This window comes from Bombella apis, assembly GCF_018221685.1.
GTDB classification, from domain to species: domain Bacteria; phylum Pseudomonadota; class Alphaproteobacteria; order Acetobacterales; family Acetobacteraceae; genus Bombella; species Bombella apis.
The window spans coordinates 280,278-301,407 of sequence record NZ_JAGJTM010000003.1; the positions used below are offsets into that span (position 1 = coordinate 280,278).

Consider the following 21,130-nt stretch of genomic DNA (forward strand, 5'->3'; position numbering starts at 1 on the left):
GGCGTGCTCAGGCACCGGTCACCGGTACCGGCTGCCCGGTGCCGTCTTCCACCGGTTCCACGATCAGACCGAGACGTTCCGTTTCAAAATCCATGTGCTGGGCCTCCAGCCGGGGCAGATTTTTGCTGACCTTGGCTGAAAGCTGCCTGAAACGGTCCACCCGGCCATACAGCCCCTGCTGCCCGGCCAAGGCCCTGACGGCACTGTTGTAATGGTTGCTTGCCGTGTTCAGGCTTCCGCCCAGCTTATTCAACCTTTCGGCCACAAGGCATACCGAATTGTAGATGTCCCCTGCCCTCTCGCTGATCTCACGGGCTTCCCGGTTGCTCCGTTCGATCATCCACAGATTGGCGACCGTCCGCAGGATGGGAATGAGTGTCGTGTGGGACACCAGCACGATGCCCTTCCTGTACCCATAGTCAAACAGGTCCCGGTCTGCTTTCAGGGCACTGATGTAGGCCGGCTCGATCGGCATGAACATGAGGACAAAACCGGGACTGCGCATCCCGATCAGGTTCGTGTAATCCTTGGAGGCCAGATCATCCATGTGCCGGCGGACGGATTTCACATGCTCCCTGAGAGCGGCCTCATGCTCCGTCTGGCTCTCCGCCGCCACGGCCCGGTCATAGGCATTCAGTGACACCTTGCTGTCGATGATGATGTGTTTGCCTTCGGGCAGCCGGATCAGATAGTCCGTCTGTTTCTGCCGCCCCTCCGCATCCCGGAAGGAACTCTGGACCTCATAATGGGCTTCTTCCACAAGACCGCTCATCTCCAGGGTCCGGCGAAGCTGCGCCTCCCCCCAGGCACCACGCTGCTGGGAATCCCCCTTCAGGGCTGATGTCAGGTTGGTGGCCTCCTGACTCATCTTCAGGCCGATCTCCAGAACCTTCCTGATCTCCGCATTGAGGGTGCTGTTCCCCTGGAGAGACGCATCATGCACCTCGTTGACCCGCTTCTGAAACCCTTCGATCTGCTCCCGGAACGGCTTCAGCATGGACGACAGACTGACCTGACTGGCATCGGCAAAGGTTTTACCTTTTTCCTCGAATATCCTGTTGGCCAGATTTTCGAACTCTTTCCCCAGCGACTGCCTGGCCTCGCCAAGCTGCTGCATCTGCTCCCGGAAATGTTCCTCTTTCCGCTCCAGCGTCGTTCTGATTTCCACATGCTCTTTTTCCAGCATGCCATATTTCTGGAGGAGGGCCTCATACTGTCCGCCCCGTTCCGTCAGGGCCACATCCAGCCGCTGGACCGTCTCATGGGCATTGCGCAGCTGCGTGCGGGCTGTATTCTCCGCAAGCTCCGTGTCATGAAGCCTGTTCCTGAGCTGGGCAAGCTCCTCACCATCCCTGACATTCCGGTCACTGGCCTGCTGGAAGGCCACCTCCATCTGCCGGACCTGCATGGCAAGATCAGATATCTTCAACCCAGCCCGCCTCATGGCCAGCAGATACCCCAACCCGGCCGCCAGAAACGCCACGATAGCCATGGCGACGGTACCGATCACCAGTACGGATATCTGCATGTTGCTCCCTCCCAAAGGCCCCGGTTTGGGACCATGACCTCCGTAAACCAGTCTGAAGGAGGCAGTCCATATCTTACGGGGTATCAAACTAACGGGCTATCAGGCCACAGGCCAGCCTGCCGGTGAACAACGCCCGGCACCGAAAGTTTACATGCAAAGGGAACAATCATCATGGCGGGCCGAAGCCGACGAAACCGAGAACTACACCTACGCTATAGCACTCTAAAATGGCTGCAATGGGTGGCGGACCGGCTGCTCTTTGGCGACGGCGTGGGAAGGCGACCATTTATAAAGCGGCTCCACTTCTGCAGCGTTGCGCTGCAAGCTGAACGTTCAGCAAGAATTTGCCCCCACCCGAAAGCGGCATCATAGTGGGAAGTTGGTGACCGTCATCCGCCCGCCGCATCGTTATCGGAGCAGCCGATGACGTTACACTGGACGAAGTCGAGCGAGTTCTGATTTAACGTTGTCATGAAAGATGTTCTCAAAGTCGCTAGACTGACATTCAAGGCAGGCTCCGCGCCCGGCCAACTTCCCTTGGCCATCGATTGTCCGAACGTCACGATCCTTGTGGGCCCCAATAATGCCGGCAAAAGTCGTACACTGCGAGAGATACATGCGAAGTGTGCGAACAAGGAGATTGATAGCTACCAATTACTAGACAGCATCGAACTCTCCCTTCCGGATCGGAAGGGCATCGCGGCGATGATGAAGATGTTTGAAATCGCTACACCGCCAGGTAATACGACAGTCGCCGATCATACTTATTTTCAGAAACCAAGCGTAAAACTGAATGAGCAGCAGCTACTTATTCACGTCCATACGGGCAAGTGGTTCGAGGGCTGGGCCGACGACGCTTTTCACGAATCCTTACGAAGTAATTTCGTTCAATTTTTCACCATCCTACTGGATGGTCGCACACGATTTGATCTGACAGATCCGAAAGCAACGGGATCGCTTGAAGAGAAGCCGCAAAATCATCTCTGGGCGCTTTTCCTTGATAAAGACGCCCGGCAGAAAGTCAGAAAATTTACTCAGGATGCGTTCGCGAAGTTCTTCGTTGTCGACCCTACGGGTATGACGCAATTTCGTATCCGTCTCAGCAAACGTGCACCGAAGACGGAGGCGGAGGAACAAGCTCTGGATAGCGAAGCACGCGCATTTCATGCGGATGCCGATCTGCTCAGCGATCTTGGAGACGGCGTCAAAACATCTGTCGGCCTCGTGTCTGCGGTGATGAGTTTGCCTGATCGCATTCTGCTCATTGATGAGCCAGAGGCGTTCTTGCATCCAACCCTGTCACGCCGTGTCGGCAGCGTACTCGCCCAGACGGCACGCGAGCGAAACGCAACCTTAGTGGTTGCGACCCATAGCGCCGATTTCCTTCTGGGATGCATGCAAACAGCGCCGGAACTCAGGATCGTACGGCTAACCCATGACTTGGGAAGAGCAACTAGCAGATCCATAGAGCCGGCACGCGTCCGCGAACTCATGAGCGATCCGCTTTTGCGATCCGCACATGCAATGCGGGGTTTATTTCATCGAGGCGTAATTGTCTGCGAAGCCGATGCAGATCGAGCATTCTATGATGAGGTCAATGCTCGGTTGGTGATGGAACATCGCGGAATAGAAGATGCCCTGTTTTTGAACGCACAGAACTGGCAAACTATTCCGCGCATCGCTTTGCCTTTGAGAAGCTTGGGGGTGCCTGCGGCGAGCATCATGGATTTCGATGTTCTGATGGACAACGATTTTGCTCATATCTGGCCGCTACTCGGCGCACAGGATGCTGTTTTGAAGCCCCTACAAGTTCGACGTGATGCTCTGGCTAAGATCATGGCAAGTACTGGCAGGAAGGATTGCAAAAAGCTTGGGATTGGAGCTCTGCCCGAAGACAGCCGCGACGACGCAAAGGCTCTTATAGACGACTTTGCACGCTATGGCGTGTTTTTCGTGACTTCAGGCGAGTTGGAGTGTTGGCTGAATGGAGTCCGAGGGATCACCAAGATTGCTAACAAAACGCAGTGGTTGCTGAATACATTCGCTGCAATGGGCGCTGATCCGGATGACGCCCACTACCTCACTCCCGCCAATGATGATGTCTGGGGCTTCATCGAAACAATCAAGCGATGGATCGACGACCCACATCGCCTTGGCATACCTAACTGAGAGTTCTTCCTAATCACCCGCGTCCAGATATCTTTTATATTCCGCCTAGCGTTTGAGAGATGTCCACCGATCTATCACCGAGGCTGAAATGAAAAAATTCCTCCTCACACTCAGCGAATATAACCGCATCCATCAGGTGGCGCGTGGCGTGATCGAAGGCCTAGGCACCGCCGAACGGTCCTGCATCTTCTTCGCCGTCTTCGGGGCCTACATCCTAGAGACGCGCTACAAAATCCCGGCGACGGCAGTCGCTGGTAATCTCGCCATCTGCATTAGCGACGAACCAAAGGTCGCCTTTTTTGGTCGCAATGAAGGCGGCCAGATAGTCGCAGATTCCGATGGCTTCCATATGTGGGTCCAGACCGATACCCACATCATCGATTTCATGGCCCCGATCTTCCCGGAGTCTTTCGCGGGCACAACGGGCGACACGGTCATACCGCGTAAGATGCTGCAACGACCGAACGCCACCGAAGCGTACGATCTGGATAGCCTGAATGCCATTGGCGATTTCATTACTCTGCCCAGCCGTGAACTGACCCACACGCTCCTCGAAAAATTTGGCAAGCGTCCGGCCAATTCGGATTTGATCCATGTCGCCGAGACGTGGTTTGGCAAACCGAAGGGCAAGCAACTCGCCACCTTCGCTATGATCAACGATCTCGGCGAGGTGACAAATCTCAAGCTGCCCGCGAACGTAGCAACAGGCTCTTGGTAGTGGTCGATTATGGTGGATAGGGAAACGGCCCGCTCCGACCGTCCCATTACCCCGCCCCCGATTGATACAGGGGAAAGGTGGGCGCTTGTGTGTGAGCTGCCAACAGCCATTAAGGGTAGAGCGGAGCGCCGAGGTTAATATACCTCACGGCTGCGCTTGGCGTCCAGCTCTTTACTGAGGTCGAATTTGTCGCCCCAGGCGGTGAACCAATGGTCATTGGTCGCCTGAACGGCTCCGAGACCGGCGGCATCCAGACCGAAGATTGCCCCAATGCCATCCTTGGTTGCATTGCTGATGTAGGGGCACACGATCAAGTCGAGCAGCATGATCAGCGTCTCGGCGTCGTCCGGGCAATGCGCCTTCATGTATTGGAGTTTGGCGAGGATTTCGGCTTCCACGAAGGCTTTCAGCTTCGCGTACCTGACCTTGTGCTTGATATAGGACAGCAGGATCGTGACCGAGAAATGGTTCATGAAGCCGGTCGGCCGAATGTAATCTCCGGTAGCCTCTTCCTCCTTGATCAGGAAGTGCCGCAGCAGCACAGAGACCGGCAGCCAGTACTCCCGCCCGATCTGCGAGAGCGATATTAGCAGGTACAGGCTTTCCACCTCGCGATGCTCGCTCATCGTGTTCTTTTCGAGCTGTTGCATCACGTTGTCGTGGACGTACTTAAACAGAAGGTGCTTCTGCTCGTAGGGAAGACCTTGCGTGTGGACGAAGTCCACTGAGGTCGCGATCATTCGGCAGATGCGGATGGTGTGATTGACCTTGGGACTCGCGGAGTAGGCAAAAAATGCGAACTCCATGATAGCCAGCAGGGCGTTGGACAAACGCTTGCGGTCCCGGTCCGATTTGTCGCTCTCAATGTAGGCCTTGAATAGCTTCTCGATTTTGTTCTCGATGATCGCGAACGTGTAATTCAGCAGTTCGCCGTAAGTGACGCCGGCCTCCTTAATCGCAGCTTTGTAGCGGATGATTAACCGATTAGCGTTGATCGCGCAGGCCAGATTCTTCCTCGGCGATTTGGTCGGATCGGCCAGCGGCTCCTGCTCGCAGGCTGGGTCAATTTGGTCGTTTAAAAGCGCAGAAATACGCTCTTTGGCGAGCGTAATCTCAGTGATGATCGGCTTCTCATAATGCTTGATTTTCGCGGTGTTGATGCTGAGCTTCTTGCCCTTGAGGATTTGCTGGAGCGTCTCGAAAATCTTGAGCTGCGTTGATTCCTCATTGTAGAAAACGAAGAAGTCATCGACATAGCGGAAAATCTCGTAATCCACCTTGTGGCGGAGGTTGGCCTTTGCCAATTGCTTGAGCAGCTCGGCATCCACCGACTGCAAAATGATCTCGGCGAAAATCCGCGAAAACTCGGGGCCGATTACGATGCCGTTTGTCTCTCTATGATTCAAATTCTGCATAAGGGCGTCGAAACGCCCCGCGAAGGTGCGCTTTGACTCTTCTAGTTTAAATTTCGTTTGGTCCTTGCCCAGAACCGCCCAAGGCAGCGAGTGGGTATAGATGCTGTCAAAGCATTTGCTGACATCGATCTGTACCATCGCATCATACTTCTTCTCGCTGCGATGGTATTTGTAGGATTCGAAGAAGCGATGGATGTTCCGGTATTTCCGGTAAACAAAGTAGGATCCAAGTTGCTCATACTCGCGATCCTCCTCCTCCAGCCCTGCCACGGAGTCCAGCCTCTCCTCATGCAGCTTGTCTTTAAAATAGGCATAGCGTGACACCGACACCGGGCGGCGGATCGAAAATTCGCTGACCGACGTATGGTAGATAATCAACGCGCTGTGGGTCGCATAGAAGCTCGCGACAGCGACCTGATTGCGCGGGTGGACGACGCTCAGGGTGCGACCGTCCAAATTGTGCGCGACCCGGAAATTAAACGGGATCGTCGCCATCTCGCACTTGTTGTAGGGCGCTGACCGTATGGTCTTCTCTTTGCCCCATTCGGTCACCACGCTGGCATTGATGGGCGTGGCAGCCTTGATGCCGAACAAAAGACGCATCGTGCAGTCGAGCGCGTCGGTCTTGCAAACCCAGCGCAACTGCCCTTTTTCAATCTCCACGCTATTGTCGCGCAGGAAGCGATAATAACCCCGGTTCGAAAATGTCGGTGGCACCTCGAACGGTAGCATGTCCGTGAGGATGGATCGTTGTTTCCGATGAGTAAGTGAAATGCGGCGCTTAGGCATATTTCCATGCCCTCACGATTGTCTGCAATTCGCGCGCGCTGAAATGATGATACCGGCGTTGCTCGAATCCAGTGGTAAATTTGAGCTTCTTCAATTTCTTTTGCAGGCTGCCGCTATGTAGCGTCCCGATCAGCGCCTTCAGTTCCTGGTCGAGCTGGCCGAAGCTCGTTAGGTCGGTCGCGATTGAGTTGTTGTAGTAGATGCCGGTAGCCGCGCGAGATTTGCTGTTTGAAAGCCGCGTGTTGCCGGTCAGGAATTTGATTCGCCATATCAACTCCCGGTAAGCGCGCCGCGTGCGCAGCGAGCGCTCCATCCGATACTCCTCAAATGCGGCTTTCATCCGCGTGCGATATTTTTCTACCTTCGCCGTGCTGGGCGCGATCTCGCATTTTCCGGCATTTATATTGAATTTATAACCGAGGTACTCGAAGTCCTGTGGGTTCGGGTCAGGAAAGGCAAAATCATGTGTCTTCGCTGCATTGTGCGCAAGCCCGTTCTTGCCGAAGATGTCGATGATCTGGTCCTTGTAGGAGCCAAGGTTATTGCCAGCCGGGGGCCGTGCGAAGACGGCCACGATATCGTCGACGAACCGGCAATAGAGAACTAGACCGGGTATCATCCGGATCGCGTTATCAACGGGACGCAGGTAAAATTCGGCGAGGTAGGCACTGATGCCGACCCCGCGCGGTACGCCAACTGAGGTGCCAGACTTCACGCCATACGAAACCAGAACTTGCTTGATGTACTTCTTCGATGCGGGGCTTAGGAGCTGGTCGCTGTCGAGCTTTTCAAGAAGTTTTTTTCTGTCTATGCTCTCGTAGAATGAAGAAATATCGGTTCGGACCAGTTCCAAAGGAAAATTGCTGCCTAGCATGTCGCGAATCTGGCAGACAAGGTCGTGGCGGTTCGCCTGCTTGACCTTGTAGATACGGTTGATATTGCGCTGGAGTTGCTTGATGACGAAGAAGGTCTCGGGCTCAGCGTCGATGCAAAAAACCGACTTCCCACTCGGGCCGTCCTTTTTAGACAGCTCAATATTGAATGTGGACTTGAGAATTTTTTGGCTTATCTCGTCCATCAGGCCATCGACAGCGGCTGATTTGTCCGCCTTTAGAGCGGTGAGTCGTTTTGCAGAACCAGCAATGTAGCCTGGAACTCTTCCGCATTCATTGTCGTTCGAGCGGCGCGATGATCACGAATGTCCTGCACCTTTGTGCGAACAGCAAGAGTGAGCGGTTCGAGCGACGGAAAGTAACGGTTCGCCAAGTCCAGACCCTTGCGGTTCTCGGCGTCATAAATGCGGCGGAAGTTCTCCGCTGTGAACATCTGATCGAGCATTCCTAAGGTAACATCCTGTGGCTCGGTTGCGATTGCGTTCGAGAAGAGGGTTATCCCACAAGGCTCTATTGCGGGTCGTTGGCGGGGAGATGTTTTGGTTGAGAATGGCCGCTAGGAGGTTCATCCAGACAAAACAATCGGTGATTTCCTAATAAAGTAGGAAATTCTCGCGACAGATGGCAACTGTTGAAGCAACAATATTAAAAATGACTTCTGTTGATTGATCCGAATGCAACAGTGAAGTGCGTTCAAATAAACGTGGCAGACGCCAAAAAAATCCTCCCTCACTCCATTAAAATTTATATCGTACAGACCAAACTATTGCTGCGTGAGAACGTGGTCGTCAAGACGTCGCGGTGCCCCGGCTAGCTGCAAGGTGCCTTTTCACTAAGGGCTTTGCCCTCGCGCCAGCAAGGTAAGTGGAACCGTCTGGGGCGGTATCCCCAGCCTTCCGCACCCCAATGGGCTTGTGCAGACCGGGTGATCCCCCTCCACCCCGGCCGCCCTTGCTCGTTGCTACCCCAGTCTCGGCGACGGCCAGAAGGTCAGGCGCGGCGTTCCGCTTCGCTGACCTTCAGACCCGAGGATCAGAGACATGACCAACGTATCGGACCGCAATCCCCGCATCTACGTGGCCTGCCTTGCCGCCTACAACAACGGCTTTCTGCATGGAGCTTGGATCGAGGCGGATCAGGACGCCGACCAGATCAGGGACGAGATTGCCGCGATGCTTGGCCGTTCCCCTGTCGAGGACGCGGAGGAATACGCCATTCACGACTATGAGGGGTTCGAGGGCGTCAGCATCTCCGAACATGCCGGCATCGACAGCGTGGCGCGGATGGCCGCTTTCATCGCAGAGCATGGCGCGCTTGGCACCGGCCTGCTGGAGCAGTTCAGCGGCGACATGGACCAAGCAGAATCCATCTTGGAGGACTGCTATCACGGTCAGTTCGCCAGCCTTGCCGACTATATGGAGGAGTTGACCACTGAAAGTGTCACGATCCCCGAGGCGCTGCGCTACTATGTCGATTGGGACGCGATGGCGCGCGACGCCGAGATGGGCGGCGACCTGTTCACCATTGAGACCGCGCACGGCGAAGTGCATGTGTTTTCCAACAGGTGAAAACATGACTGCCTGTCCGTGCTCATACGGGCAGGCATCTCGAAAGCACCGGCTGTTGCCAAGCTAAAAACACCAAAGAATGATCGGGTTAGCCGCTCAACGTATCTGTCTTGAGCGGCTTCTTTCTTTCCCGTGATCCTTGAACCTCTCTTTGCTGGGCGCTGCCCAGCATCCCGGCTTGAGGAGGTGACGCCATGCTTAGCATCGATTGGCGATCTCCGGCGGCATACGGGCACACAAAGCAAATCCCGGCCGCTGGTTTCGCTTGGGAATATCTACGCCGCAATGACGATTATCGTCGGGAGTTTCGCACCATCGCACTGGCCGATGGACCGAACGGCCACGACCTCGAAACTTTCGCAGCTCGCTGGGGGTTGCGATTTCCCGTGCGATCCCGACGCACCGCATGACCAGCAATCCCCAATCTGGACGCCGAGCCTTCAACCGCAAGCGGTAACGCTGTCGCCGGTCAGTCACAAGGACGGCTACACCGAACCGATATTGACGCTGGCGCATCTCGACGGCCTCAACCTGCGTCGCGCCGTAGATGGCTGGCACGGTATTTGGCAGGTGGATGGCGTCAAACATCAATTTTGGCTGCCCGAGGCGATGCCCGACGCAGCCGCCTCCTATGCCGTCACCCTGCCGATGGATTCCTTTCTGGAGCTGCGCGCCCACGCCGCCCGCCGTCTTTGGCGGTCCCTCAACGGCCGCGCACCCGGTCCCGACTTCCGTGCCGTTCCCGCGCAGCTCCGGCAATGGCATATCCTGTCGCTACGCGCGCTCGACGCCCGGCTGCGCGGTGAGAGCTATCGCACCATCGCCGAAGTCCTGCTCGGCTTTCGCGGCACCAAGGAGGATTTCGAGAACGATCCGCGCAAGAACAAGGCCCGCCGCCTGGTCGCGCACGGTATCAAGATGATGCGGGGCGGCTATCGCCTGCTGCTTCAATATCCGATCAAATCCGGCAAGCGTTAATCGTGCGGGCGTGGCGCTCAAGCCTTGTTGGCTGCCGCCTGCTCCAGAATCTTCCGGTAGCCTTCACGCGATAGCCACTGCGCGCGTTCGAGATGGCTTTGCCAGCAACGGCGGGTCCGAAGTTCCTCGGCTACCGGATCGCGGTGCAGCACGATCCGCGCAACTTCCTTCCAGTCCGCGCCCTCGGCCTTCGCATCCAGAAGGCGCAGATAGGTGACGTAGTGCCGTTCGTCATAGGCGGTTATGGCATCGCCGGTCGGCGCTTCATCATCCACATCGGGATCGAGTTCGACGGGAGTTCGCATGGTCATTCCCCGTATTCGGAGAGAGCTTTGTCTGCGGTGCGCCCCCGCAAACGATTCTCTCTGACTCTTGGTGATCGGGGAGTTCGAAACCGCTGTTACACGGCCCCATGGCCTTTAGCTCGGAAAGCCTGTTGTATACGCCACAGGCTCCCCGACCATAGGTCAAGGAGTGCGGTGCCGTAACGGCCGGCACCAAACGGTAACAGAGGGGTTTCGACGCCCCGGAGCAGCGCGTCTGCTCCACCCACATTCTTAGCCGAACCGCGTGCGAATGTCTTCGCCTATTCGGCGCGGCAGGCGATGAGCCGCTGAATTTCCTCACCTATTAGCCGCGTGATTCCCCCGAAGGGGGGTGCCGCCAGTGCATAGGCGCAAATGCGGCACGCTACGCGCCGCCGATCCCTCGCCATGGTTCGCCACAGTCCGCTGCCGCTCCCCCGCAGCCCAATCCCGACTGGAGGTGATCCATGCCCAACCCGCTTGCGGGCCTGCCGCCGCGCCTGCTGCGCACCAAGGAAGCCGCGCGCTTCCTCGGCATATCCATTCGCACCCTTGAGAAACATCGCACCTACGGCACCGGCCCGACCTATCGCAAGGTCGGCGGCCGTGTCCTCTACACCGTCCGCGATCTGGAAGACTGGAGCGCGGTCGGCGAACGCAAATCCACCCGTGAAAAGACCGCCGGCATCGTCTTTCCGGCGCGTCCGCTCACCCCCGAAGAACGGGGCGACCGCTAGATGCTGCGCGAGTGCGATCGCTACCGCGCGCCACCGACCGAGGACAGCGAGCGAAGCCGCCTAGATCCCTTCGTGGTCGCAACAGGCGACGCCCCGCCACGCGATCAGCGCGACTTGATGGAACGGCCCTTCTTTTCGCTGGCGAAGACCCCGCGCACCAAGCCGATTCTCTACAAGGCCGCCGACATAGAGGTGCAGGTGTTCGGGATGCCCGAGCACGGCATGGCGACCATATGGGACGCCGATGTGCTGATATGGGCGGCCTCACAAATCGTCGCGGCCGAGAATAGCGGCCTCACCACTTCGCGCTTTGTCCGGTTTACGCCCTATCATCTGTTGCGCGCCATCGGTCGGCCGACCGGCAATCACCAATACCGGCTTCTGAAAGCCGCGCTGGCGCGGCTGCAATCGACCGTCATCGCCACCACGATCCGCAACGGCCAGCATTGGCGTCGCCGGCAATTCTCATGGATCAACGAGTGGGAGGAAATGACGACGCGCGCCGGCCGCGTCGAGGGCATGGAGTTCGTCCTGCCCGAATGGTTCTACAACAGCGTCATCGACCGCTCGCTGGTCCTGACCATCGACCCGGCCTATTTCCGCCTGACTGGCGGCATCGAGCGATGGCTTTACCGCGTCGCCAGAAAGCACGCCGGGCACCAGTGCCACGGCTGGATTTTCGAGGTCGCGCACCTTCATCAGAAATCCGGCAGCCTCGCCCGGCCGTCCGACTTCGCGCTCGACCTGCGCCGGATCGCGGCCCGCCAGCAACTCCCCGGCTACCTGCTCCAGATCGAGCGGGACGACGGTCGCGAGCTGCTGCGCATCCGCCCCGAAAACTTATCAACAGGCACTGTTGATAACCCTGTTAATGCCATCGGCACATCAGGCGCACGGGGTATCGGCACATCAGGCGCAGCACTATCGGCACATCAGGCGCACGAATCCCAGCTAACGCTTTGGCCTGAAAAGCGGAATCCGACCGCTAACTTATCTAACAGAGAATCTAACTCTTTTTCTTTGACGCGCGCGCAGTCGAAGCGTGGTGCCGGTTCTGCCCGAGGGGGCGAGCCATGACGGCCGCGCTCGACGCGCTGCGCCCGCGCAGACCCCAGCACATTCCCGGAGACGAAGAATGACCCGTCGCGCCCATCGCAGCGCGCACGGCCGTCCGCTGCCGGACGGGCCTGCGCCCTTCACAACATTGGTCGAGCTGACCTTCGAGAAACGCAAGGTCGAGCACTGGATACGCTTCGGCCGCAAGAGCTACGAACAGATCATCGACCGCCGCCGCAGCGTCGTCGGCTTCGCGCCGGGCAGCGTCTTCGCCTTCGTCCGATGGGCGAACGGCGACCATGGCACGGTCGTTTCCCGCATCGACATTGTGCGGGCCATCGGGCGCGGCGAGCCGTTCCAGACATTGCCATTCGTCCGCCCCGGCGGCGAAATCCTGTTGCGCCTCGGCGGCTGGCCGAAGGTGCAGCGCGCGCTTGCCGCTATCGACGCCGTGGATGCGCTCGGCCTCGATCCGGCGGACGCCTCGCCGGAGCACTGGCGACACGTCCACAACCGTTTGACCGCCAATCTGAAGCCGCACGGCTATACGCCCGAGCGACATGCCGCGTGGCTTCATCGCCGAAGGATCGACCCATGACGCGCCGCCGCACCCTCACGGTGACGGCGCTGGCCGTCATCGGCATCGCCGCCGCCAGCGCCGTCGATTGGCCTTTGAGGCTCATCTGGAACGCCACGGCCAGCGCGCCCATTGGCTTCTACACCGTCGAGCCCGCCGACGCGCTCGACGTGCCCGAGCTGGCCGCCGTCATGCCACCCGAACCGCTCGCCGCCTTCATGGCCGAGCGCGGCTATGTCGCGCGCGGCGTCCCGCTCTTGAAGCGCGTGCTCGGCCTGCCGGGGCAGCGGGTATGCCGCTGGCGATCCACGATCACGGTGAACGGGATCGAGATGGGCGAGGCGCTGGAGCGCGACAGCCTCGGCCGCGATCTGCCCGTCGGGCAGGGCTGCCGCGTCATCGGCGACGACCAGCTTTTCCTCATGAATTGGGAAGTCCGCGACAGCCTCGACGGCCGTTATTTCGGACCCATCCCCGCAGATTCCGTCATCGGCCGAGCGGTCCCGCTCTGGACCGATGAGGAAGGCGTCGGCCGCTACGAGTGGCGCGCGCCGACGCACTGAAACCACCCCCCGAAACCAATCAAAGGAGATTTCCCATGGCAGAAATAGGCACCTTCACCCGCACCGAAACCGGCTATGCGGGAGAGCTTCATTCGTTCGGCCTCCACGAAAAGCTGTTCATCGTCCCCGCCAAGCCGAGCGACGTGAAAAACGCGCCCGACTATCGCCTGCGTCTCGATAGCGAGGACGGCCCGGACGTTGGGCCGGCCTGGAAAGACGCCAGCGAACAGTCCGGCGACTTCCTGTCGGTGAAACTGGACGGTCCCATTTTCCCGTTCCCCATCCGCGCCAAGCTGTTCCAGTCCGGCGACGATCCTTCGGTCTGGACATTGCGTTGGAAGCACCCCCGGAAAGTCGAGGACGAGGAATGACGGCCGCGCGCGTCCGGCCCGCCATCCGGTCCAAGATCGTCATCCCTTTGTTCGTGGAAAAGCTGTCTCATCCCTCCGTACCGCTCGGCCACCGGACGTCTGGCGCGCACAGCGAAGGTCAGGGGCGGCCATCGGCCGGCGCTTGCGCCTTGCCCTTGACCGCAGCGAGCACGCCGGCAGGCTGGCGGCGAAGCGGAGACAGGACAGCATGGTATTATGCCGTCGTGATACTGGCCGGGGCGCTTTCCATCTGCGCCGTGTCAGGCGTCGCGGTCGCACAATCCGCTCCCATCGTCCGCCCCGCCGCCTTCGATCTTCATGCCGATCACATCGCTGAGGCGTCGCAGCGGTTCGGTATTCCAGAGCATTGGATTCGCGCCGTGCTACGCGCCGAGAGCGCGGGTGACGTGCGTGCGATTTCGTCCGCAGGGGCGACGGGGCTGATGCAGGTCATGCCCGCGACATGGGCCGAGCTACGCGGCCGCTATGGTCTCGGCCGCGATCCCTACGACCCGCGCGACAACACCCTCGCGGGCACGGCCTATCTGCGCGAGATGTGGGACCGCTACGGTAATGTCGCGGCGATGCTGGCGGCCTACAATGCCGGTCCCGGCCGCTATGACGAATATCTTGCGACCGGTCGCACGCTGCCGGCCGAGACGCGAGCTTATGTCGCCGCGCTCGCACCGATCCTTGGCGGCGCGACTGCAACCGAACCGCCGTCGTCGGCACCGCCACCGCCGCCAGATTGGCGTGCGGCACCGTTGTTCGTCATGCGCTCGGGCGACGCGTGGGCTGCCGCCGCGCTGCCGTCCGAGGCGCAATCCGGCGACGCCCGCATTGCAATTCCGGTGCGCGATCCCGTTGCTACGGAGCCGCAGGGCGACAGCATTTTCGTGGCCCGCGCGAGCGATGGAGGAACGCCATGAGGACGGCGTTCCCGCCCTCGGCGGTGCTCATTCCGGTGTCCAGTCAGGCAGGTTTTTGCCCGGCTGGATTCCCGGCAGGAGGGGCAGAAAAGGCAGAAAGGGCGGAGGGCAAGATTAAAGAAGACGGCACCATATCAGGCCGCTTCTGGAAATTATTGTTGTCTGCACACTGGTTAGGTGGCCGGTTCCGGCACCGTGGTTTTGAGGGGCCGCGTGCCGCGATTTCGCGCAAAGCCTTGGCTTTGCAGGGTTTCGAGCGGCACCATAGGCCCATATCGGCCTGTTTTCGGCGGTTTTGGCTGGAGTCGCGCCCATGAGCGCCGACGACGAAAACCGCTTCCGCCCTAAGCCCGGCCGTATCCGATCCGACACGCCGAAGGCCAGCAAGACCAAGAGCTTTTTCACGCAGGTCAGGAAGATCACCCGCCAGCATCAGGCAGCCGCCTCCCGCGATCCTTCCATGCCGTCATCCGCTCGCCCGTCATCGCCGGGGCGGTCCCGTGCCGTGGTCGCCAGCGGCAAGGGCGTGAAGCGCGGCCGGGGCGCGAGCTTCGTGCGCGCCCGCAACATCTCCGGCCAGTGGCATCATCGCCAGCCCGGCAGCCGCCGCGTGATCGTCAAGCAGCGCAGCGTCCGGGCCGCGTGGAAGGACGGACGCGCCCGCGCGCATCTGCGCTATGTGCAGCGCGACGGCACGTCACACGACGGCGAGCGCGGCCGGCTCTATTCGGCGACCGAGGACCGCGCCGATGGCGACGCCTTCCTTGATCGCGGCAAGGACGACCGCCACCAATTCAGATTCATCGTCTCGCCCGAGGACGGCGCGGAGCTGTCGGACCTCACGGCCTACACCCGCGATTTCATGCAACAGGTAGAAGCGGACCTCGGCACGAAACTCGATTGGGTTGCCGTCAATCACTACAACACCGGCCATCCTCATGTGCATATCGTCGTCAACGGCCGTGACGATACCGGCGGGGATCTAGTCATCAACGGCGACTACCTTTCCGCCGGCTTGCGCGAGCGTGCCAGCGAGCTTGCCAGTCTCGAACTCGGCCCCGTCACCGAGATCGAGCAGACCCGCAAGCTGTCGGCCGAAATCGACCAAGACCGTTTCACCCGGATCGACCGCGCCATGGCCGAGGAAGCCGATGCCCGTTTCCTCGACCTTCGCCATGAACCGGCAGCGCCGAGGCGACAGTTCGAGCGGACGCTGCGCCTGCGCCGTCTCGGCAAGCTGGAGAAGATGGGGCTGGCGACCGAACACGCGCCCGCCGTTTGGGAATTGAGCAACGACATGGAGCCGGCCCTGCGCGAGCTGGGCGAGCGCGGCGACATTATCCGCACCATGCAGAAGGCGCTCGGCCCGCAGGCTGGCGAACGCGATCCCATGAGTTTTCAAATCCATGACGGAGCGCCCGAGACGCCCATCGTCGGCCGCATCGCGGACAAACACCTGTCGGACGAGCTGGGCGAAAACCTGACAATCGTGATGGACGGGATCGACGGGCGGACGCACCACATCGCCGGCATCGTGCCCGAGCGGCTGGAGGACGCCCGTATCGGCAGCGTTGTCCAGATCGGCCCGGCCGAAGTCACTGCCCGGCCGTCCGACCGCGCCATTGCCGCCATCGCCGAGGATGGCATCTATCGCCCGAGCCGCCATCTGGAGCAGGTGAAGTTCGAGGGCCGTGTTCCGGGCGGCGACTATGAGGGCTATGTCGATGCCCATGTCCGCAGGCTGGAGGCGTTGCGCCGCGCCGGGATCGTCGAGCGGATCGACACCGACCAATGGCGTATCCCCGAAGACTTCGAGAGCCGCGCCGCCGCCTATGACGCCGGCCGCGACCGGCAGGCCAGCGTTCGCGTCCTGTCGCCCGTCAATCTGGACCGGCAGATAGGTTCGGACGGCGCAACCTGGCTGGACCGGCGATTGATCCACGGCGAGGCAGCCGACCTTGCGCCAACCGGCTTCGGGCAACAAGTCCGCGAAGCCATGGACCAGCGCCGCGAGCATCACATCGAACAGGGCGACGCCACCCGAGCGCGCGACGGCCGAATCTTCTACCGGCGCAACCTTCTCGCCATCTTGCGCGAGCGCGAGGTTGCCCGCATCGGCTCGGAAATGGGGGAGACCAAGGGCCTGCCGTTCCGCACCGCCACGGACGGCGAGAACGTCAGCGGCAAGTTTACCGGCACCGTGCAGCTATCGAGCGGCAAGTTCGCCGTGGTCGAGAAGTCGTATGAGTTCACCCTTGTCCCTTGGCGGCCGGTGATCGACCGGCAGCTAGGCCGCGAGGTCGCGGGCGTCGTGCAGCGTGGATCGGTGTCGTGGCAGCTAGGGCGGCAGAGGGGTATAAGCCTCTAATCTGTTGTAGATAGACGCAGTTGCTCAAAACCGGCGATGAGGCTGTCGAGTCCAAAGTTGAACGGAGCATCCATTCCGTCCGTTTCCAGTTCATGAAATAGATCGTGCAGGAAGGACGATGGTGCTTGCTCGGATACATCTGACTTGTCCGACATTCTATCATTGGCATTAGATGCCTGCTGTTCGAGAACGGAACCGACTACATAGTGACTGACCGCCCAGAGCGCCCAAACGGCGCGCTTCGGGCTAAAGCCTGCTGTGCAGAGAAAGCGTATTTGTGCCTCGGCGGTGCCATAATGCGGTTCTGTCGGTCGAGTGCCGGCATGGATACGCGCGCCATCGCGATAAGAGAGCAACGCCTTTCTGAAACTCAGGGCGTTTTCTTTCAGGAATACCCGCCAATCCTCGTTCTCTTCGGGCAACGAGCGCGTATGACGTTCCGTCAACATCGCCTCGGCAAGCGCATCAAGCAGCGCGCGTTTGCTCGGAAAATGCCAGTAAAGCGCGGGCTGCTGAACCCTAAGGCGTTCAGCGAGCTTTCGCGTCGTCAGGCTGTCCATGCCAACCTCGTTCAGCAGCTCCAGTGCCGCCGCGATCACGGTGCCCTTGTCCAGTTTTGTCATTCACGTTCCTTCGCCAGCGCTTGACAATTTATCACTGATAAGTTTAATGTCCACATCCTTATCGTTGATAAAGTCCGCTCGCGTTTGAGCGGCGCTGGAGTTTCAGGTGCGCAGCTCTGCCATCATTGCCCTGCTGATCGTCGGTCTCGACGCCATAGGACTCGGCCTCATAATGCCGGTCCTTCCGACGCTTCTGCGCGAGCTTGTGCCGGCAGAGCAGGTCGCTGGTCACTATGGTGCTTTGCTGTCGCTCTATGCGTTGATGCAGGTCGTCTGCGCCCCTCTACTTGGGCAATTTTCAGATGGTTACGGTCGGCGTCCGGTGCTTCTGGCTTCTCTTGCGGGGGCCGCAGTCGATTACACGATTATGGCATCAGCGCCGGTCTTATGGGTGCTGTATATTGGCCGGCTCATTTCTGGCATCACGGGAGCAACCGGAGCTGTAGCTGCCTCAACCATTGCCGATTCGACAGGGGAAGGGTCTCGCGCACGCTGGTTCGGCTACATGGGAGCCTGTTATGGGACAGGCATGATTGCCGGGCCAGCACTTGGTGGCATGCTCGGTGGTATTTCTGCTCATGCTCCGTTTATCGCCGCTGCCCTTCTAAACGGCTTCGCGTTCCTGCTTGCCTGCATTTTTCTCAAGGAGACTAATCGCAGCCATGGCGAGACCGGAAAACTGGTCCGCATCGAACCATTCGTTCTGTTCCGGCTGGATGATGCATTGCGTGGACTAACCGCGCTTTTCGCAGTTTTCTTCACTATTCAACTGATCGGCCAAGTGCCTGCGGCCCTATGGGTCATATATGGCGAGGACCGTTTTCAGTGGGACACCACGACCGTTGGTTTGTCGCTCGCGGCGTTTGGAGCAACACATGCGATCTTCCAAGCGTTTGTTACCGGCCCTCTTTCAAGCCGGCTTGGAGAGCGGCGCACATTACTGTTTGGCATGGCTGCGGATGCGACTGGCTTCATTCTTCTAGCTTTTGCCACGCAGGGATGGATGGTGTTCCCGATTCTGCTGCTGCTTGCCGCCGGGGGCGTTGGCATGCCGGCCTTGCAGGCAATGCTCTCAAACAATGTCAGCAGTAACAAGCAAGGAGCTCTACAGGGAACGCTTACAAGCCTCACCAATCTAAGCTCTATCGCGGGACCGCTTGGCTTCACGGCACTCTATTCTGCCACCATAGGAGCATGGACCGGTTGGGTTTGGATTGTCGGCGCGATCCTCTATTTAATATGTCTGCCAATACTACGCAGACCTTTCGCAACTTCATTGTGATTGAGTCATGGCGAATTGGTATGCGTAGACTTAAGAGGAATGACGGATTAAATCCGTTGAGCCATCATCTCCTCTCGGGGCGAGTGCCGATGATGACCTTAGTTCACACTCTCGCCGTCGCCGAATATCTGAACTTCCGCCACGCCGCCAACGCGCTCGGTGTGGCGCAATCCAGCGTCAGCGCTCGCGTGAAGGCGCTGGAGGAAGACCTTGGCATCCTCCTGTTCGAGCGTTATGCACGCGGCGTCCGACTAACCGAGGCCGGACGTCATTTCGTCGAGCGGGTAGCCGTAGGTATCGATCAACTCGACCATGCGGTGAAGACCGCAGGCATGGCAGCGGCGGGAGAATGTGGCCGGCTTCGCATCGGTATCCATGCCCTGATCCCCGGCAGCTTCCTCGTCGAGCTGATCGCGCAATATCGGGAAGGCCATCCCGGCATTGAGGTCGATATGACCGAAGGCACGGCCTGCGATGCCGTTATGCAGCTTCGCGCTGACCAGCTTGATATTGTTTTCGTAGCCGGAGCGCCGAAATTGCCCGATTGCCACTCCCGCCGCGTCTGGACCGAGCCACTCCTGGCGGCGCTGCCTGCGAGTCATCATCTTGCCGAGCAAGTGGGCGTTACATGGGCCGATCTGGCCAAGGAGACGTTCCTTGTGCGTCATGGTGGAACCGGCCCTCAGGTCTATGATCATATCGTTCTGCGTCTTGCCGGGCACTGGCCGACACCATCGATTCTACGGTTTGGGGTAGAGCGCAGTTCGTTGCTATCGATGGTCGGACAGGGATTTGGTATTACCATTGTCGGAGCCGTTACGTCCCATGTATCAGGGCCGGACGTGGTGTTTCGCCCTATCACCGACGAACCTGAGCCGGTTGCTTTCTCGGCCGTTTGGGCGCCACACAATCGCAGCGCAACGCTCCGAAATCTGCTCTCCCTCGCAGATGAAATGGGCCGTTCAATTCAACCGGCAGAAAAGTTTAACGGAGCTACCTGATATGAATGAGCCGATTACTGATCAACTGAATGCCATCGAGATCATGACCTTCGAGGATGGCGATCCGAATGAGAACCCTTGGGTTGCGGATAAGCCGAAGCAAGAAGACATCTCGGTGGAACCCTATTCCCCTGAATGGGTGGCGGTGTTCAAGTCCCAGCGAGAGAAGATTGCGCATGCCTTGGGAGAAGCCGCATTAGCCATTGAGCATGTCGGGTCTACCGCCGTACTGGGGCTGCCCGCCAAGCCCGTGATCGACATTGATCTGATCGTGAATGATCCGAACGAGGAAGAGGCTTACATTCCTGCCCTTACAAGGGTCGGATATGAACTCACCGTGCGCGAACGCTCTTGGTATCAGCACAGGATGTTGAGGTTAGAGCATCCCCGCGTGAATCTGCACGTATTTGGACCCAATTGCCCTGAACATATACGGCATCGTCTCTTTCGGGACTGGCTACGTGAACATTCTGATGATCGGCAGCTCTATACTGATGCGAAGATAGCGGCCAAGCATGACGTCAACACGGCTCACGATTATAACAAGAACAAGCAGGAAGCCGTTCGGCATATATATCAAAGAATATTCATCTCAAATGGATGGATAGCGCGTCCGGGTCCATAATCGACACTAAGGCACTATCATGAAAAGTTCGGACATCTTGATCCGCGCCTATGAGGCATCGGACCTTGCCACATTGTCAGCGATCTGGCTTGAAGCCTCCCAACAGGTTCACTCCTTCTTGGGCGACGAGCGGCTGCGGCAACAGCAAAAGTTGGTGGAATCTGCTTATCTGCCCGACTCTGAAACTTGGGTGGCTACTCGCAACGCTGAGCCTGTCGGCTTTATCGGACTAATCGATAACTTCATTGGCGCTCTGTTTGTCGCGCCGGACCTGCAGGGGCTTGGCGTCGGCCGCTTGCTCGTTGCACATGCACACAAGCTCAGGGGTGAACTTGAGCTCGAAGTTTATGCGGCAAACGAAGGCGCTCGCGCATTCTACGAACGGCTTGGATTTGCCGAAGTCTATCGCAAAGCCACGGATGACGAGGGATTGCCGTTCGCAGCGGCCCGCATGCGACTGGCACGATGATTCGTCTCGTCTGCTCCCACAGCAGCAATGGAGGACGACAATCTAAGCGCAACCGTCCTATTTGCCGCCGATAATATCCGGCAGCCCTCCCGCATCCCCTTTCCTGTTGCTCCCTTGATTTTGCCTACCCTCTGATCGGCTCCGTCTCTTTTACCGACTGGAGCCT

23 protein-coding genes and 1 pseudogene are annotated in these 21,130 nt (G+C 59.0%); 18 read left to right on the top strand and 6 right to left on the bottom strand.

Translation table 11 applies throughout. The annotated features are described in order from the left end of the window. Window positions 1-7: 7 nt before the first annotated feature. Window positions 8-1,528 (bottom strand): DNA recombination protein RmuC, encoded by a 1,521-nt coding sequence (rmuC, locus tag J8Z04_RS03080; protein ID WP_192848265.1) that lies wholly within the window; start codon window positions 1,526-1,528, stop codon window positions 8-10. A gap of 471 nt (window positions 1,529-1,999) precedes the next feature. Between rmuC and J8Z04_RS03085 the strand changes: the two genes are divergently transcribed. Continuing rightward, complete coding sequence (locus J8Z04_RS03085) at window positions 2,000-3,697, top strand: ATP-dependent nuclease (RefSeq protein ID WP_192848266.1); 1,698 nt, start codon at window positions 2,000-2,002, stop codon at window positions 3,695-3,697. A gap of 88 nt (window positions 3,698-3,785) precedes the next feature. Further along, on the top strand, window positions 3,786-4,415 hold the full coding sequence (locus J8Z04_RS03090; protein WP_192848267.1) for a DUF2026 family protein: 630 nt from the start codon (window positions 3,786-3,788) through the stop codon (window positions 4,413-4,415). 134 nt (window positions 4,416-4,549) lie between these two features. Here J8Z04_RS03090 and drt3b read toward each other — a convergent pair whose 3' ends face one another. From drt3b to J8Z04_RS03105, 3 genes are read right to left on the bottom strand one after another with little or no spacing between them, the layout of a single operon-like run. Next, window positions 4,550-6,619: an antiviral reverse transcriptase Drt3b gene (drt3b, locus tag J8Z04_RS03095; RefSeq protein WP_197981602.1), complete on the bottom strand. Its 2,070-nt coding sequence runs from the start codon at window positions 6,617-6,619 to the stop codon at window positions 4,550-4,552. Further along, on the bottom strand, window positions 6,612-7,763 hold the full coding sequence (gene drt3a, locus J8Z04_RS03100; protein ID WP_332067159.1) for an antiviral reverse transcriptase Drt3a: 1,152 nt from the start codon (window positions 7,761-7,763) through the stop codon (window positions 6,612-6,614). Before drt3a ends, drt3b begins: the two co-directional genes overlap by 8 nt. Next, window positions 7,730-7,957: a hypothetical protein gene (locus J8Z04_RS03105; protein WP_197981604.1), complete on the bottom strand. Its 228-nt coding sequence runs from the start codon at window positions 7,955-7,957 to the stop codon at window positions 7,730-7,732. Before J8Z04_RS03105 ends, drt3a begins: the two co-directional genes overlap by 34 nt. Before the next feature lie 595 nt (window positions 7,958-8,552). On the opposite strand from J8Z04_RS03105, the gene J8Z04_RS03110 reads away from it, so the two are divergent. From J8Z04_RS03110 to J8Z04_RS09490, 3 genes are all read left to right on the top strand, one after another. Next, the gene (locus J8Z04_RS03110; protein WP_192848268.1) at window positions 8,553-9,080 is read left to right on the top strand and encodes an antirestriction protein ArdA; all 528 of its coding nucleotides are present in this window, start codon (window positions 8,553-8,555) and stop codon (window positions 9,078-9,080) included. 194 nt (window positions 9,081-9,274) lie between these two features. Further along, complete coding sequence (locus J8Z04_RS09485) at window positions 9,275-9,490, top strand: transcriptional regulator domain-containing protein (RefSeq protein ID WP_408610209.1); 216 nt, start codon at window positions 9,275-9,277, stop codon at window positions 9,488-9,490. Window positions 9,491-9,728: 238 nt separating this feature from the next. Further along, window positions 9,729-10,058, top strand: coding sequence for a DUF2285 domain-containing protein (locus tag J8Z04_RS09490; protein WP_408610213.1), 330 nt, complete (start codon window positions 9,729-9,731; stop codon window positions 10,056-10,058). A gap of 17 nt (window positions 10,059-10,075) precedes the next feature. Here J8Z04_RS09490 and J8Z04_RS03120 read toward each other — a convergent pair whose 3' ends face one another. After that, window positions 10,076-10,369 (bottom strand): DNA -binding domain-containing protein, encoded by a 294-nt coding sequence (locus J8Z04_RS03120; RefSeq protein ID WP_456298253.1) that lies wholly within the window; start codon window positions 10,367-10,369, stop codon window positions 10,076-10,078. Window positions 10,370-10,830: 461 nt separating this feature from the next. Between J8Z04_RS03120 and J8Z04_RS03125 the strand changes: the two genes are divergently transcribed. The 9 genes and pseudogenes from J8Z04_RS03125 (at window position 10,831) to J8Z04_RS09500 (ending at window position 16,964) form a co-directional block, all read left to right on the top strand. Beyond that, a complete protein-coding gene (locus J8Z04_RS03125; RefSeq protein ID WP_192848269.1) occupies window positions 10,831-11,100 on the top strand; it encodes a helix-turn-helix transcriptional regulator in 270 nt (89 codons plus the stop codon). Beyond that, window positions 11,101-12,177, top strand: a complete 1,077-nt coding sequence (locus tag J8Z04_RS03130; protein ID WP_192848270.1) for a replication initiator protein A — start codon at window positions 11,101-11,103, stop codon at window positions 12,175-12,177. 58 nt (window positions 12,178-12,235) lie between these two features. After that, entirely contained in the window at window positions 12,236-12,754 is a 519-nt protein-coding gene (locus J8Z04_RS03135; protein ID WP_192848271.1) for a DUF2840 domain-containing protein, read from the top strand. Continuing rightward, window positions 12,751-13,296, top strand: a complete 546-nt coding sequence (locus J8Z04_RS03140; RefSeq protein ID WP_192848272.1) for a S26 family signal peptidase — start codon at window positions 12,751-12,753, stop codon at window positions 13,294-13,296. Before J8Z04_RS03135 ends, J8Z04_RS03140 begins: the two co-directional genes overlap by 4 nt. 35 nt (window positions 13,297-13,331) lie before the next feature. Then, the gene (locus J8Z04_RS03145) at window positions 13,332-13,667 is read left to right on the top strand and encodes a DUF736 domain-containing protein (protein ID WP_192848273.1); all 336 of its coding nucleotides are present in this window, start codon (window positions 13,332-13,334) and stop codon (window positions 13,665-13,667) included. Further along, entirely contained in the window at window positions 13,664-14,596 is a 933-nt protein-coding gene (locus J8Z04_RS03150; protein ID WP_192848274.1) for a lytic transglycosylase domain-containing protein, read from the top strand. The genes J8Z04_RS03145 and J8Z04_RS03150 overlap by 4 nt, the downstream gene beginning before the upstream one ends. Beyond that, the gene (locus J8Z04_RS03155; RefSeq protein WP_192848275.1) at window positions 14,593-14,913 is read left to right on the top strand and encodes a hypothetical protein; all 321 of its coding nucleotides are present in this window, start codon (window positions 14,593-14,595) and stop codon (window positions 14,911-14,913) included. Before J8Z04_RS03150 ends, J8Z04_RS03155 begins: the two co-directional genes overlap by 4 nt. 143 nt (window positions 14,914-15,056) lie before the next feature. Beyond that, window positions 15,057-15,563 (top strand): annotated as a pseudogene (locus J8Z04_RS09495) (relaxase/mobilization nuclease domain-containing protein); the annotation flags it as partial. A 168-nt stretch (window positions 15,564-15,731) separates the two neighbouring features. Further along, window positions 15,732-16,964 carry a DUF3363 domain-containing protein gene (locus J8Z04_RS09500; protein ID WP_456298254.1) on the top strand — a complete coding sequence of 411 codons (1,233 nt, stop codon included), beginning with the start codon at window positions 15,732-15,734 and terminating at the stop codon, window positions 16,962-16,964. Here J8Z04_RS09500 and tetR read toward each other — a convergent pair. Beyond that, window positions 16,961-17,587, bottom strand: a complete 627-nt coding sequence (gene tetR / locus J8Z04_RS03165) for a tetracycline resistance transcriptional repressor TetR (protein ID WP_032489470.1) — start codon at window positions 17,585-17,587, stop codon at window positions 16,961-16,963. The genes J8Z04_RS09500 and tetR overlap by 4 nt on opposite strands. 106 nt (window positions 17,588-17,693) lie before the next feature. Between tetR and tet(G) the strand changes: the two genes are divergently transcribed. From tet(G) to J8Z04_RS03185, 4 genes are all read left to right on the top strand, one after another. Further along, a complete protein-coding gene (gene tet(G), locus J8Z04_RS03170; protein WP_032489471.1) occupies window positions 17,694-18,869 on the top strand; it encodes a tetracycline efflux MFS transporter Tet(G) in 1,176 nt (391 codons plus the stop codon). A gap of 89 nt (window positions 18,870-18,958) precedes the next feature. After that, window positions 18,959-19,870 (top strand): LysR family transcriptional regulator, encoded by a 912-nt coding sequence (locus J8Z04_RS03175; protein WP_232086340.1) that lies wholly within the window; start codon window positions 18,959-18,961, stop codon window positions 19,868-19,870. 1 nt (window position 19,871) lies between these two features. Continuing rightward, on the top strand, window positions 19,872-20,495 hold the full coding sequence (locus tag J8Z04_RS03180; protein ID WP_192848278.1) for a GrpB family protein: 624 nt from the start codon (window positions 19,872-19,874) through the stop codon (window positions 20,493-20,495). Between the two features lie 19 nt (window positions 20,496-20,514). Then, a complete protein-coding gene (locus J8Z04_RS03185) occupies window positions 20,515-20,964 on the top strand; it encodes a GNAT family N-acetyltransferase (protein ID WP_192848279.1) in 450 nt (149 codons plus the stop codon). Window positions 20,965-21,130 lie beyond the last annotated feature (166 nt).

Excerpts from the sequence above, each read along its gene's own strand:
- J8Z04_RS03120 (WP_456298253.1), bottom strand. The coding sequence starts at position 10,369 with ATGACCATGCGAACTCCCGTCGAACTCGATCCCGATGTGGATGATGAA.
- tetR (WP_032489470.1), bottom strand. The coding sequence starts at position 17,587 with ATGACAAAACTGGACAAGGGCACCGTGATCGCGGCGGCACTGGAGCTG.
- J8Z04_RS03085 (WP_192848266.1), top strand. The coding sequence starts at position 2,000 with ATGAAAGATGTTCTCAAAGTCGCTAGACTGACATTCAAGGCAGGCTCC.
- J8Z04_RS03125 (WP_192848269.1), top strand. The coding sequence starts at position 10,831 with ATGCCCAACCCGCTTGCGGGCCTGCCGCCGCGCCTGCTGCGCACCAAG.
- J8Z04_RS03175 (WP_232086340.1), top strand. The coding sequence starts at position 18,959 with ATGATGACCTTAGTTCACACTCTCGCCGTCGCCGAATATCTGAACTTC.
- J8Z04_RS03135 (WP_192848271.1), top strand. The coding sequence starts at position 12,236 with ATGACCCGTCGCGCCCATCGCAGCGCGCACGGCCGTCCGCTGCCGGAC.
- J8Z04_RS09490 (WP_408610213.1), top strand. The coding sequence starts at position 9,729 with ATGGATTCCTTTCTGGAGCTGCGCGCCCACGCCGCCCGCCGTCTTTGG.
- J8Z04_RS09485 (WP_408610209.1), top strand. The coding sequence starts at position 9,275 with ATGCTTAGCATCGATTGGCGATCTCCGGCGGCATACGGGCACACAAAG.
- J8Z04_RS03105 (WP_197981604.1), bottom strand. The coding sequence starts at position 7,957 with ATGCTCGATCAGATGTTCACAGCGGAGAACTTCCGCCGCATTTATGAC.
- J8Z04_RS03140 (WP_192848272.1), top strand. The coding sequence starts at position 12,751 with ATGACGCGCCGCCGCACCCTCACGGTGACGGCGCTGGCCGTCATCGGC.
- rmuC (WP_192848265.1), bottom strand. The coding sequence starts at position 1,528 with ATGCAGATATCCGTACTGGTGATCGGTACCGTCGCCATGGCTATCGTG.
- J8Z04_RS03150 (WP_192848274.1), top strand. The coding sequence starts at position 13,664 with ATGACGGCCGCGCGCGTCCGGCCCGCCATCCGGTCCAAGATCGTCATC.
- J8Z04_RS03130 (WP_192848270.1), top strand. The coding sequence starts at position 11,101 with ATGCTGCGCGAGTGCGATCGCTACCGCGCGCCACCGACCGAGGACAGC.
- J8Z04_RS03145 (WP_192848273.1), top strand. The coding sequence starts at position 13,332 with ATGGCAGAAATAGGCACCTTCACCCGCACCGAAACCGGCTATGCGGGA.
- J8Z04_RS03180 (WP_192848278.1), top strand. The coding sequence starts at position 19,872 with ATGAATGAGCCGATTACTGATCAACTGAATGCCATCGAGATCATGACC.
- J8Z04_RS03090 (WP_192848267.1), top strand. The coding sequence starts at position 3,786 with ATGAAAAAATTCCTCCTCACACTCAGCGAATATAACCGCATCCATCAG.
- J8Z04_RS09500 (WP_456298254.1), top strand. The coding sequence starts at position 15,732 with ATGGCCGAGGAAGCCGATGCCCGTTTCCTCGACCTTCGCCATGAACCG.
- J8Z04_RS03110 (WP_192848268.1), top strand. The coding sequence starts at position 8,553 with ATGACCAACGTATCGGACCGCAATCCCCGCATCTACGTGGCCTGCCTT.
- J8Z04_RS03155 (WP_192848275.1), top strand. The coding sequence starts at position 14,593 with ATGAGGACGGCGTTCCCGCCCTCGGCGGTGCTCATTCCGGTGTCCAGT.
- drt3b (WP_197981602.1), bottom strand. The coding sequence starts at position 6,619 with ATGCCTAAGCGCCGCATTTCACTTACTCATCGGAAACAACGATCCATC.
- J8Z04_RS03185 (WP_192848279.1), top strand. The coding sequence starts at position 20,515 with ATGAAAAGTTCGGACATCTTGATCCGCGCCTATGAGGCATCGGACCTT.